The 13,011-nt window shown below is 37.7% G+C and carries 11 protein-coding genes, 1 tRNA gene and 1 other RNA gene; 7 read left to right on the forward strand and 6 right to left on the reverse strand.

What is annotated here, in order from left to right; all coding sequences use genetic code 11:
* Positions 1-33: 33 nt before the first annotated feature.
* The 3 genes from ACQ2HF_RS15805 to ACQ2HF_RS15815 all read left to right on the forward strand — a co-directional run bounded on the left by ACQ2HF_RS15805 (position 34) and on the right by ACQ2HF_RS15815 (position 2,703).
* Positions 34-1,095: an XRE family transcriptional regulator gene (locus ACQ2HF_RS15805; RefSeq protein ID WP_432411390.1), complete on the forward strand. Its 1,062-nt coding sequence runs from the start codon at positions 34-36 to the stop codon at positions 1,093-1,095.
* Positions 1,096-1,252: 157 nt separating this feature from the next.
* Positions 1,253-1,879, forward strand: coding sequence for a hypothetical protein (locus tag ACQ2HF_RS15810; RefSeq protein WP_432411391.1), 627 nt, complete (start codon positions 1,253-1,255; stop codon positions 1,877-1,879).
* Positions 1,880-2,157: 278 nt separating this feature from the next.
* On the forward strand, positions 2,158-2,703 hold the full coding sequence (locus ACQ2HF_RS15815; protein ID WP_432411392.1) for a hypothetical protein: 546 nt from the start codon (positions 2,158-2,160) through the stop codon (positions 2,701-2,703).
* A 79-nt stretch (positions 2,704-2,782) separates the two neighbouring features.
* On the opposite strand, the gene ACQ2HF_RS15820 is transcribed toward ACQ2HF_RS15815, so the two are convergent.
* Entirely contained in the window at positions 2,783-3,958 is a 1,176-nt protein-coding gene (locus tag ACQ2HF_RS15820; RefSeq protein WP_432411393.1) for a GlmU family protein, read from the reverse strand.
* A gap of 291 nt (positions 3,959-4,249) precedes the next feature.
* Between ACQ2HF_RS15820 and ACQ2HF_RS15825 the strand changes: the two genes are divergently transcribed.
* Positions 4,250-5,578: a cytochrome-c peroxidase gene (locus ACQ2HF_RS15825; RefSeq protein WP_432411394.1), complete on the forward strand. Its 1,329-nt coding sequence runs from the start codon at positions 4,250-4,252 to the stop codon at positions 5,576-5,578.
* Here the strand turns inward: ACQ2HF_RS15825 and ACQ2HF_RS15830 are convergent.
* The gene (locus ACQ2HF_RS15830) at positions 5,575-7,122 is read right to left on the reverse strand and encodes a hypothetical protein (RefSeq protein WP_432411395.1); all 1,548 of its coding nucleotides are present in this window, start codon (positions 7,120-7,122) and stop codon (positions 5,575-5,577) included. The genes ACQ2HF_RS15825 and ACQ2HF_RS15830 overlap by 4 nt on opposite strands.
* Positions 7,123-7,309: 187 nt before the next feature.
* Complete coding sequence (locus tag ACQ2HF_RS15835; RefSeq protein WP_432411396.1) at positions 7,310-8,347, reverse strand: glutaminyl-peptide cyclotransferase; 1,038 nt, start codon at positions 8,345-8,347, stop codon at positions 7,310-7,312.
* An 87-nt stretch (positions 8,348-8,434) separates the two neighbouring features.
* Here ACQ2HF_RS15835 and ffs point away from each other — a divergent pair.
* From ffs to fsa, 3 genes are all read left to right on the forward strand, one after another.
* Positions 8,435-8,533: signal recognition particle sRNA small type (ffs, locus tag ACQ2HF_RS15840), an RNA gene on the forward strand.
* A gap of 337 nt (positions 8,534-8,870) precedes the next feature.
* Positions 8,871-9,677, forward strand: coding sequence for an SDR family oxidoreductase (locus tag ACQ2HF_RS15845; protein WP_432411397.1), 807 nt, complete (start codon positions 8,871-8,873; stop codon positions 9,675-9,677).
* Positions 9,678-9,870: 193 nt separating this feature from the next.
* A complete protein-coding gene (gene fsa, locus ACQ2HF_RS15850; protein WP_432411398.1) occupies positions 9,871-10,524 on the forward strand; it encodes a fructose-6-phosphate aldolase in 654 nt (217 codons plus the stop codon).
* A 245-nt stretch (positions 10,525-10,769) separates the two neighbouring features.
* Here the strand turns inward: fsa and ACQ2HF_RS15855 are convergent.
* From ACQ2HF_RS15855 to ACQ2HF_RS15865, 3 genes are all read right to left on the reverse strand, one after another.
* Positions 10,770-10,845 (reverse strand) — tRNA-His (locus ACQ2HF_RS15855).
* Positions 10,846-10,956: 111 nt separating this feature from the next.
* Positions 10,957-11,673: a bacillithiol biosynthesis deacetylase BshB1 gene (bshB1, locus tag ACQ2HF_RS15860; protein ID WP_432411399.1), complete on the reverse strand. Its 717-nt coding sequence runs from the start codon at positions 11,671-11,673 to the stop codon at positions 10,957-10,959.
* Positions 11,674-11,785: 112 nt separating this feature from the next.
* Positions 11,786-12,955 (reverse strand): trans-sulfuration enzyme family protein, encoded by a 1,170-nt coding sequence (locus ACQ2HF_RS15865; protein WP_432411400.1) that lies wholly within the window; start codon positions 12,953-12,955, stop codon positions 11,786-11,788.
* Between the last annotated feature and the right edge of the window lie 56 nt (positions 12,956-13,011).

The raw sequence follows: 13,011 nt of genomic DNA on the forward strand, positions 1-13,011 counted from the left end.
TTTTTTTAACTAAACTAATAACATACAAACGAAATGGAAATTAATTATAAGCAGCTAATCTTTGCACGTGAATACAGAAAATACTCGCAAACGGATTTAGCTTCTCATATTAACGGACTGTCACAATCAAATCTGTCAAAATTTGAAAAGGGTTTAGGTACTCTTTCTAATGAAATTGTACAAAAAATAATATCCTTTTTAGACTTTCCTGAGAAGTTTTTCAAAAAGAGAATTTCTAATAACGTTGAAAATGCGCACTACCGAAAAAAATCAGCAATAAACAAAGCGACAAGACTTGACATTCAGTATAGCAATAAACTAATTGGTTTTATTGTTGACCAAATGACTAGTTCTGTAGAGTGGCCCGAGTTTAATCTTAAACCAATTGATATTGAAGATGGATATACTCCAAAATCAATAGCTAAATTTATTCGAAAACAAATGGGCTTACTTCCCGACGAACCCGTTAAGAATATCTTTAATTTATTAGAGAGCAACGGAATCATTGTCGTGGAATTTGACACTACCGAAAAATTTGATGGAGTTTCATTCGTAACAGATAAAGGAAATCCTGTTATTGTAATAAACAGTTCTTTTAGTAATGACCGTAAGAGGTTTACGCTTTCGCACGAACTCGGACATATGATTATGCATATTTCTGGAAATTTTATTATTCCAGAATATCGAAATGTAGAAAATGAGGCTAATGACTTCGCTTCAGAATTTTTGATGCCCGCTGACCATATTAAGTCGTCATTGCGCAATCTTAAACTCTCTGATTTAGCTGAGCATAAACGATATTGGCTAACTTCAATGGCATCCCTAATTAGAAGCGCTAAGGATATCGGTAGTATTTCATATGACCGATATAGATACTTGAATATCGAATTAAGTCGAAAATGGGGAAGGAAAAATGAGCCCGTCAATGTTTACATAGATGAGCCTAAGCTTTTTCTTACGGCATATAAAATGCATAAAAACGACCTAGAATATTCTGATAATGAACTTGCGGAAGCTTTTGGATTGCCTTTAGATGTCCTAAAAAGATTTTGTAATATTCAAAAAGGGAATTCTAAATTAAGAGTTCTGATATAAAACGAGAGATAACAACGTATTAAAAAAATAGCTAATTAAGCGCAAGTCATTAAAGCTTGCGCTTTTTTAATACATTTATGCTATCCGAAAAGATAGTGACTGCCAAACCCGCTACTTTTCATATACAATCACGTTGTAACACATAATCAAAAACTCAATGAAATATAATTTTACATTTTTATTACTGTTTATTTTTTTGGGCTCATATGCTCAAGAAATCGTCGTAACAAAAGACAGTTTGCAATTGGAATTTAAGAAAAACAGGAAAGCTTCAAAATTCTTTAATGTAAGACAATCGAATGAAGTCAATAGTGATAAACTAACTAAAAGGATGTTTCGTGTAAAAATTGAATCTCTTAATGAAAAGCCTGTTGATATTAATGCATTCTCGTTAGTTGATACTAAAAACAAAGTTCGATATAGAGTTGGTGATTATATAGGCTATAAAGGCATTTCTATAGGAGGAAGTGGTGTACATAGTAGCAAATATCTTAAAACTGAACTTTTGAACAAAAGAGGAAAACCGCTTATACCTTATCCAAAATATGATGAGAATATCGAAGATACTTTTACTAATTATGATTTTGAGGGTTATCACAATATAGAGTTCGAAACAAACTTTAAGACTAGAAAAAAGCCAAAACTGAGTATCGTCTACTACGGACCGACCACGATGAAAAAATTTACAGCGGACTTGTATTTTATTACGATAAATGAATTGGACTCCTCTGCTGAACTTGAACTATATTATAAAAAGGAAAAAATAAATGATATTGAACTTTGATAAATTACGTGTTACAGCAACGCATATCATTCAGAGGTCACATTCGTCTTAAATTAAATTACCTAACTTTATAAAAAATTGGTACAGCGGATATATACGTAGAGGCGGCGCCAGTGTCTTCCTCTCGCTGAAACGCTCGTCGGAGACAGGCGGCTGATTCGCACGCTGCGCTTCCCACTTTCGCTGACGCAAAATGTTGGCACTGCCTATACTGCCGCTCAAGAACAGCCGATCATATGCAAATCCTTTGCTATTCATCAAACTAACAAAACAATAAAATGAAATTTATAGATTGGACTAAATACATTGGAGTAATGATTATTGCTACTTTTCTCACCTTCTTCTTTCATGAAATGAGCCATTGGATAGCCTATGAGTTATTGGGATATGATGCTGGATTTACTCTGAATGGAGCTTCAGTAAAAGATTCTTCAATTAAACTAACTAAGGCGCATCGAATAATCACTAGTGCTTCTGGACCCATATTTACAATCATCCAAGGAATAGTATTTTATTTTATTCTAAAAAAACATAAAATCATAATGCTATATCCTTTTCTATTCTTACCATTTATAATGAGGTTAGGAGCTACTTGGGCAAATCTATTCCAGCCAAACGATGAAGGAAGAATTAGTCTTGATTTAGGATTAAACCTATATACTATTTCAACCATTGTAGTTGTATTTCTATTCTTTTTAGTGTTTAAAATTTCAAAGAAAAATAAATTGTCGGTAGTTCTAAATATTATAACATTTATAGTCTCATTAATATTACTATTCGGTCTTGCATTTATAGACTCTAAATATAAAATACGGTTTGTTTAAAAACGAACGAGGCAGCCGCGGTATCCAAGTAAAGTATAACAGCTGTGGTACTTATTAAAAAAATGTGAGTGTGGGTACCTTACCCTCTCCTCCACTGCGCGGTCTCCTCAAAAACGTGTTCCAGAATTTTGGCGTCGTCTTCTGTAAACGTAACGCCACGTCTGTCCATTACAATTTTTGCTACTTCAAAAGCTTTATCGGTTTTATAGGTGGTCATTCCCGCGCTACCCCCCCAACTAAAGCTAGGAATAAAGTTTCTTGGGAAGCCGCTGCCAAAAATATTGGCACTTACCCCTACCACAGTACCAGTATTAAACATCGTATTTATACCACACTTACTATGGTCGCCCATCATAAGACCGCAAAACTGAAGACCTGTTCGGGCAAAGCCTTGAGTTTCGTAATCCCAGAGACGTACCTCAGCATAGTTGTTTTTTAAATTGCTATTGTTAGTATCTGCTCCCAGATTACACCACTCGCCTATAACAGAGTTCCCCAAAAAACCATCGTGGCCTTTGTTGGAGTATCCCATTAGTACACTATTGTTAAGCTCCCCTCCTACTTTACTATGTGGACCAATGGTACAGCCAGTATAAATCTTTGCATTCATTTTAACTGTGGCTCCTTCACACAAGGCAAACGGACCTCTAATCATACTACCTTCCATAATTTCAGCATCTTTGCCAATATAGATGGGGCCTTCGGTTGCATTTAAGGAACATAAAGGAAGTTTTGCGCCTTCTTCAATAAAAATGTTTTCTTTGTTGAAAGCAACGGTCATTTCGGGAATGGGCTGGGATGTTCTTCCTCCGGTTATTAGATCGAAATCTCTTTTAATAGCTTCATGATTCTTCGAAAAGATATCCCAGGTGTGTTCAATTCTAAGAACATCATGGTGCGTGTATTCTATAATTTCGAACGTATCAAAATCTACTTCCTGGTCTTCGATTGTAAAGAACGCGATGGGCTCTTCATTGTAAAAGATGGCTTGATTTTCAGTTAAGTTTTTTACCAGTGCTACTAAATTTTCAGAAGGAATAAAAGAGGCATTAATTAAAACGTTTTTCTCCAGCTCCACCATAGGCCATTTGTCCGAAAGATAATCCTCAGTAACCGTAGAGGTACTAGAATGTAGGTGTTGCTCCCACTTTTCACGTAGTGTGAGAATCCCAACGCGTATATCTGCCACAGGACGCGTAAAGGTAAAAGGAAGTAATTGGTCACGTACGCTGCCGTCAAAAAGTATATAATTCATGGTATTTTTTTGAAATGTTCTTACCAAATGGAAGTACAATAATTCTACTTCTTACTGAAATACAAATATACAAGGAAAGAGGGCAACTTTTTAAAGATTTCAAATTCGTGACCCTAGTATACTCCTTGTTTATGGGTATACTTACTTCAGTTTCTTTTGTTTAAAAAAATCTGGATACCTTATAAAAAAAATTTAAAAGCACACTACACCATTAATTTCTTAAAATTTTCTTAATTTTAATCGCAACTAACAAATTTTATGATGAAGTATTTTAAAATAATGCTACCAATAATGGCTATAGTATTGGTAGGGTGTCAATCTGACGAATACACTAATGCGCCAACCTCTTTAGATAAAGATCTTACACTGCTACTGGAGGCTTGTTCTCCAGATCAGGGAGTTTCCTATTTTGTACTGCCTAATGAAACCGATTATACAAGCATCCCACAAGATCCTTTAAATCCAATTACGAAAGAAAAAGTTGCCTTAGGACAGTTGTTAGTTCATGAAACTGCGGTTGGAGGCAATCCTAAAATTTCTGGAAATAAATATAGTTACGTTTGTGCGAGTTGTCATCCTGCGGCTTCCGGATTTTCTGCTGGAATACGGCAGGGAATTGGCGAAGGCGGCATTGGGTTTGGGTTTGCTGGCGAAGGACGTGTGGCTATGGATGAAAGCACCATGCCTCGTGATAGCATTGATGTACAAGCTGTAAAGCCTCCAACACTTATTAATGTAGCCTATCAGGAAGTAGCCCTATGGAATGGATCTTTAGGTGCGCAGGGTATTAATGCGCCATACGTACAACAAAACAGCGGTATTGTTCCCGAAAATCTCTTTGGGTTTCAAGGGTTGGAAACACAAGGTATTGCCGGACAAAAAGAACATCGCCTAAAAATTGATGCCGAGTTTGCCGAGGAATTTGGTTACAAAAGTTATTTTGACGCCGCATTTCCCTCATCTCCCGAAGATGAACGCTACGAATCTATAAATGGAGCATTGGCTATTGCAGCGTTTAACCGAACCATCCTAGCCAACCAGGCACCGTGGCAAGAATGGTTGCGCGGAAATACTAATGCATTGACAGAAGATCAGAAAAAGGGAGCTATGGTATTTTTTGATAAAGGAAAATGCTTCGAATGCCATACAGGACCCGCTTTAAAATCGAACGAATTTCACGCCTGGGGTTTGTTAGATTTTGATCCATCAGAAACTATTATCCATGGAGCTACAAGACGTTCTTTCAACATTGAAGTCCAAAAAGGGCGTGGTGAATTTACAGGACGTGCCGAAGACGATTATAAATTTAAGGTTCCTACCTTGTACAACTTAAAGTCGAATAAATTTTATGGTCACGGAGGCTCAGTAACCAGCATTCGTGAAGTAGTGGAATATAAAAATGGAGGTGTAAAACAAAATGCCGATGTGCCTGATGCACAAATAGCATCTCAGTTTGGTGCATTAAATCTTACAGAAGAAGAGATTACAAACCTGGTAGATTTTTTGGAAAACGGATTGTTTGATCCAAATATAGCCCGATACGCTCCTACTTCAGTTTTATCTGGAAATTGTATTCCTAACAACGACCCACAATCTAGAATAGACTTGGGCTGCGATTAATCGCCGTCTGGATCTTCTGGGAATACCGTAGCTTCATACGCTCCACTATCTGGATTGTTAGTATCACGCACGATTCCATTTAAATCTCTGGACGGCGCTACACCACCAAGACCAATACCTTCAGCACCCGAAGTTCCTTGCTCAATATTGAAGTTGTTCAAGTTAGTATTCTGAAAAAGAGGATCCATATTTAAAACTGTGTTTGTATACAAAGCACCATTGTTGAAGTTGTATTCTGGAAAATTAGTAAAATCACCATTAGGATCTTCAAAACGAAGTAAACAGTTCGTTAAATTAAAGTTGAAGGCTGCGGAGGGTTCATTTGATAACCCTAATTCTCTTTGTTCGTTCCCGTAGATTATACAATTAGTAAAGTTAGCCTCTATTAAATCGCTACCAAGAGAACCATCTGCTGTTGTAATAAAGTTTGAGATACTCACACTAGGCGAATCCCTAAAACTATTGGTCCAATAATTAGCAAAGGTACTATGGTTAAAATTATATCTTCCACCAAGCACAAGCGACAATGAGGCTTCCCCGCTATTATTTATCACCACATTCTCACCATAAATATCTCCAGTTAAACTTAAAAGTCCATTTACAGCACTATTATAAATTTGCACGTTACGTAGTGTAAGTGTTCTATCACCATCATTGCTATCCATACGGATGCCTACAATACCGTTTTTAATGGTAGTGTAGTTAAATTCATTATTGGTACTCCCTGCAGTAAGCCAAATAAAACCCCACTGTCCTGGAACATCACTAAAGGCTGGTTCCAGACGGTCACCTTCAAAAATAACTTCATTTTCTAAGGCTTCAGGATCTGTACTAGCTTCTCCATTTACTTTCATAGAAGCTTCATTAGCTACCAAAATCCCACTATTCGCATGAAAATGAATACGTGCGCCCGAATCTATAGTTAATGTTCTACCGCCTGGCACTGCTGCAAAACCATAAATAACATAAGGTTTTTCATTCGTAAAGGTAAGTTCATCGTCTTCCAGAAAAAAGCCTTCAATCTCGAATGCAGCTTCCCCTTCACCTATAGTAAGTGTTTCCACCATGCCGTTCCCTAAGTCGTCCGGAAATAAAAATACAGCGTCTTTTACCAGTGTAACTAATTCTACCTGTTGCTGATTCCCACCACCATCAAACACGATTTGATCTGTGTATAAAAACTGATTATCATCTGTGCTGCTATTTATATCAAGGGTAGTTTCAATAAAAATAAAAATACTATCCTTTGCCAGTACCGTAACGTCTTTAAATTGACTTCCTGGGAGGCCATCTACATTTAAACGGTATTTAGAATTTTCACCTTGCGCCAATCCCACGGTTGGGATGTTGATGTCTTCATCACTACGGTTATATACCTTCAAATTGTAGGTACTGGAACCAATATTGCTGAAAATGGTATCAAGAAAAACGGTATCTCTAGAAAATTCAAGGTTCCCTGTGCTTGCAACCGTTTCAAAATCGTTTCTACAAGAGCTCCACAAAACAACGCTGGCCAAAAGTGCCAATCCGTACAAATACTTCATTAAGGTGTAATTTTAGGTAAAAATATAACTTTTTTAAAAGGGGAATATTGTTTGAGGGGGAAAATTAGGGAACTTCTACGAATTTTGAATTTTGAATTTTGAATTTTGAAATAAATGCAATAGCAAAGGTAGCTGAGTATTTTGTTGAAAATTGGTGCAAACAAATTTTCAACAAAAAGTACCGAAGCTAGTTTTTCACCACTTCAATCTTAAAAAGCTTGTCCCAGTTTTTACCGGTTACATAGAGAATATTGGGTTCGCCTTTGTAAGCAATTCCGTTAAGGACATCTAATTCGGCTGTTTGAGTGACTTTTTCTTTTAGACCTTTTAAGTTGATAACCGCTTCCACAGCACCAGACTTCGGATTCACAATGGCTATAGCATCCTTACGATATATGTTGGCGTAAATTTTATTATCTACCCATTCCAATTCGTTAATGGTATCAATTTTACTCTTATTGGTATAAACTTCAATAAATTTCTGCTCGGCAAGAGTTTCTTTATCGAGAGTCCATATTTTTTCGGTGCCGTCACTTTTATAAATGTTTTCGCCATCATTACACATTCCCCAACCTTCCTTACTTTTACCATATACAAAAGTCCCGGTTTTTTTAAAGCTGTCTTTGTTATAAATAAATCCGTTGCCGCTTTTCCACGTTAACTGAAATATTTTACCATCCAAAATTGTAAGCCCTTCACCAAAATACTGATCCCCAATGGCCATTTGTTGTACTACTTCACCAGTAGTATAATCTGTTTTTCTAAGGGTAGATTGTTTGTACTGCCCTGTACTTTCGTACAAGGTATCGTTGCTAAACTCCAATCCTTGTGTGTACGCTTTCGGGTCGTGCGGATACGTTTCAAGTATAGTGTAGCCATAAATTTCAGGTTTTGTAGGAGCTACTATAGTAATATCTTTATATACTGAATATTCTTTTCCTTCAACATCCACAACAGCCTCAATGGTGTGTATTCCCATTCTTTGTTGTGCCAGCGGAATAGAACCCGTTGCGATTTCGGTTCCGTCGAGGATAAATTTTGTACTCCTGATCTCAACATTTTTTTTGTTGTTAAGAGTTACCGAAACACTTTCGGCAGGTGTAAATACTTTCTTTCCTTCTTTAATTTCAAGAGAAAAGTAATCGTTTGCATTTTTTATTTCATCTTCACAACCTGCAAAAATACAAGCTAAAAATATGAAAATGAAAGTCTTATAAAGTTTCATACGGGATCTAAATTTTAACGCAAGATAGCCAAAATAATTGATGACAAAAATGCTTGCTGAAGCATTTAAAGTATACTATCTTTGCATCGGCAAGTCCTACACAACTAGCTCCTATGGAATCCCCCAGGGCGGGAACGCAGCAAGGGTAAATGGTTGTAGCAGTGTGATGTAGGTAGCTTGCCATTTTTTGTGCGCTAAAGTTTCTTCAGTATACTATTGCGAAATAACACAAAATCAAGCAGCTACCTTATATAAAGCAGCATTTTATAATGCAGAAGAACTTTTTATTTATTCTCATTTCTCTATTTTTCCCTTTATTTCCATTGAATTTTTTAGACATAGCAAAGACTCCAGAAACTGCTTGTTGTCCTTTGGCCAACAAATAATTTTAAAGAAATTATAGTATTAAAGTTAAAAATAGCAGGCTCCTCAATACATACCGAAACATCAACAGTTACTTTTCTCTATCATTTTTTTGGAATACTAGCCGCAACTGTGCATCTTTGCCATTCACTAACTATGTATGCCAAAAGTTGTTTTTATTACGGGAGCCTCATCAGGAATTGGTAAAGCTATTGGATTGCACTTACACGAAAGAGGCTATACGGTTTTTGGTTCAAGCAGAAACCCGCTTAAATACACTGGTTCTATTCCCTTTTCTTTACTGAAACTTGATGTAACAAAACCCGAAACCATTACCGAAGCCGTAGCTCAAATAATTGATAAAGCGGGAAAAATAGACGTACTTGTAAACAATGCAGGCGTTGGTATCACAGGCCCCATTGAAGAAACCCCAACCGACGAAATAAGAAACGCTTTTGAAATAAATTTTTACGGACCACTGCACGTTATAAAAGCCGTTCTTCCTCAAATGCGGAAACAACAAAGCGGACATATAATAAATGTAACCTCCATTGCCGGATACATGGGATTGCCCTATCGGGGGATTTACAGTGCTACCAAAGCCGCTTTAGAAATAACAACCGAAGCCTACCGAATGGAAACAAAGCAATTTGGCATAAAAATGACCAACATTGCTCCTGGCGATTTTGCCACTAATATTGCCTCGGGTCGCTATCATGCTCCGGTTCTGGAAAACTCTCCTTACAAAAATGCCTACGGAGCAACGTTAGAAATGATGAACACTCACGTAGACGCTGGAAACGACCCTATCGATATGGCAGAAGCCGTTCAAAAAATAATAGAAACAAAGCATCCAAAAATTCACTACAAAGTGGGTGCAGTTTTACAGAAATTTTCTATCGTACTAAAGCGTGTACTGCCAGATAAAACATACGAACGTATGGTCATGAAACATTATAAACTTTAATTTCTGGTTGCAATTTTCAGAGGTAAGTGTGGGCTCCTTTAAAGAAAGTAGTGTGCGAAGGAAGTTCTAATTTCAAACTACGCATTGCTACTGCTCACTAAAATTCTATTGATAATTTCTATTAAAATTTTCTAGCAACCCAGCCCAGACCATACAATTCTTCCTTATTTTTACTGAAACTAAAAAACTTATTATGAAATTTTTCATCGATACAGCCAATCTAGATCAAATACGCGAAGCTCAGGACTTGGGTGTTTTGGATGGCGTTACTACCAATCCGTCGTTAATGGCCAAGGAGGGCATAACGGGACGCAACAATATTTTAAAACATTATGTAGACATTTGCAATATTGTTGATGGTGATGTTTCTGCGGAAGTGATTGCAACAGATTTTAAAGGCATGGTGAAAGAAGGCGAACAACTAGCCGAATTACATGACCAAATCGTAGTAAAAATACCGATGATCAAAGAAGGTATAAAAGCTATCAAATATTTTAGTGACAACGGAATTAGAACGAATTGTACCCTGGTGTTTTCAGCCGGGCAAGCACTTTTGGCCGCCAAAGCTGGCGCTACGTACGTGTCTCCATTTATAGGAAGACTGGATGATATCTCCACAGACGGACTCAACCTAATTGCTGAAATACGGCTCATTTACGACAACTACGAATTTGATACCCAAATCCTGGCCGCCTCCATTCGCCACACCATGCATATTCTGGAATGCGCAAAAATTGGTGCCGATGTGATGACGGGCCCCCTTTCTTCCATTGAAGGGTTACTGAAACATCCTTTAACCGATAGTGGTTTAGAAAAATTCTTGGCAGATTATAACAAAGGAAATTAAGTAACAAGACGAGATCCCCCTGAACAAGGGACGATTTTTAATTTTCAAAAAAAAAGTATTTCATAAATGAAGTACTTTTTTTTTGGAATGAAAATTGGGATTTACTTCGATACGCAACTCTTACATCGCTGAAAATTAGCAGAAAAACTTTACCTACGCTTAGGACGAAGCTTCTCACCCGGGCATATTTTCAAAAATAACGGTATACAAAAAAAGTCCCCAAATTTCTTTGGAGACTTTGTAAAGGGTGGAAGACCGGGTTCGAACCGGCGACCTCTGGTACCACAAACCAGCGCTCTAACCAGCTGAGCTACAACCACCATGTAGCGCTCTTTTTCAAGAGGTAGCATATTCACTAAAGCGTTTATCGCTTTAGCGGTTGCAAATATAAAGCATTCACCCAGTATGCGCAATACTTACATAGAAAATATTTTAGATCAAATCGAAAATTGAATCCACTGCTGGCAATCGTTCTACTGTAAACCCTTCGGCTGCCTCGGTGCCAATTAATCTCCCTAAGTTTCTATTGCGGTATAACATACTGTCGGTAGCGTTTTTAGAAGAGATAGGCGTATTGGGTGCTGTAGAATTCTCATCAAAAAACTGACTGCGATACGCATAGATCGCTTCCATCTTTTTATCCTCAAAGCCCGTGATGTCCACTACAAAATCTGGCGTAAGTTCTTTCCATTGAATATAATGATAAATAGCTTTTGGGCGCCAGGGATGCTGGTGATTGCCTTGATGAATGGTTTCTACTTTCACCAAACCGCTTAAAAAACAAGCATCGCTCACCAATTTACTTCCTTTCCCATGGTCAATATGGCGATCGTCTACGGCGTTGCACAAAATGATTTCAGGGCGATATTTTCGTATTATTTTAATTACTTCTAGTTGTGTCGCATGATTATTCACAAAAAACCCGTCTCCAAATTCAAGATTCTTCCTAACAGAAACCCCTAAAATTTCAGCAGCATTTTTAGCCTCTGCATCTCTAATTTCGGCTGAACCACGAGTTCCGAGTTCCCCTCTTGTTAAATCAAGGATACCTACTTTTTTTCCGTTGGCAATTTCTTTGGCCAAAGTACCGCCGCAGCTCATTTCTACATCGTCGGGATGCGCGCCTATGGCTAGTATGTCTAGTTTCATTTTTTAAAATTTAAATGTTCCCCTCGACTCCGCTCGGGGCACGAGGATAGGCAACAAGTGGCTAAAGTTTAAGTACATCGCACCCCGAGCGTAGCCGAGGGGAAAATACCGATTAAACCAACTCTTTTTTTGCTACAGCTTTAAAAGCCTGTTCAATATCGGCAATCAAATCTTTCTTTTCTTCAATTCCTACCGAAAATCGTAACAAACCATCACTTATTCCTTGATGTGCTCTAGCTTCAGGAGTGAGTAAGCCGTGACTTGTTTTTGCGGGTGATAAAATAGTAGATTCTACACCTGCCAGGCTCATGGATTGTTTAATTAGTTTAAGTGCCTGCATAAAAGCTTCAGCATTTACAGAGGGTATTAATTCGAATGACAACATTCCGCTGTATCCTTTCATTTGTCTCTTTGCCAATTCATAATCGGGATGATCTTTCAACCCTGGATAATGTACCTTTTTCACTAGTGCATGGTTTTGCAACCACTTTGCCATTCGTTTTGCATTTCGGTTTTGTGCTTTTACCCGTAATGCCATTGTTTTTAAACTTCGCTCCAACAGCCAAACGGTATAGTCGCTCAAACTCCCACCAATATTTTTGGAAAGATTCCAAATACGCAACATATGCGCTTCACTTGCCGCTACTGCACCTGCACAAATATCACTGTGCCCACCCATATATTTAGTAGCACTATGAATCATTATATCTATACCAAAATCGGCCGGATTTTGATTGATGGGGGACGCAAAGGTGTTGTCTATCATAGATACCAACTTGTGCTCTTTGGCCAGGTTGGCAATCATTCGTAAGTCGGTAATCAACATCAACGGGTTGCTGGGCGTTTCTACATAAAGTACTTTGGTATTTTTTTGAAGTGCTTTTCTGAAATCGGCTTCTCTAAAACCATCGGCAAAGGTGTATTCAATTCCGAACTTAGCAAACTCTTCCACTACAAAGTTATACGTACCACCATAGAGTGTTTTCGGCAAAACAATATGATCTCCTTTTTGAAGAAAAGCCAGCAAACAATGGCTCACGGCCGCCATACCACTCCCGAAGATCATTCCAGCTTCGGTATGCTCCAGCGCAGCAATTTTCTTTCCTAAGGCTTCCTGATTTGGTGTGTTGAAATAGCGTGGATACCGTTTAACATCCACATTTTCATAGGCGTATGAACTACTCATATACAAAGGAGAAATCGCCCCTTTAAACTGTTCGTCTTTTATCTCTCCTACGTGTGCACAAATAGTGTTTATGCCCATTTTTTCGGTTTTGCCCATGGCTTCAAATTTTAGACCTCTAAGGTATTAATCTTTATGAAGGTTTGCTATATTTA

The sequence above is a fragment of the Rasiella sp. SM2506 genome (assembly GCF_050859505.1).
GTDB lineage: Bacteria > Bacteroidota > Bacteroidia > Flavobacteriales > Flavobacteriaceae > Marinirhabdus.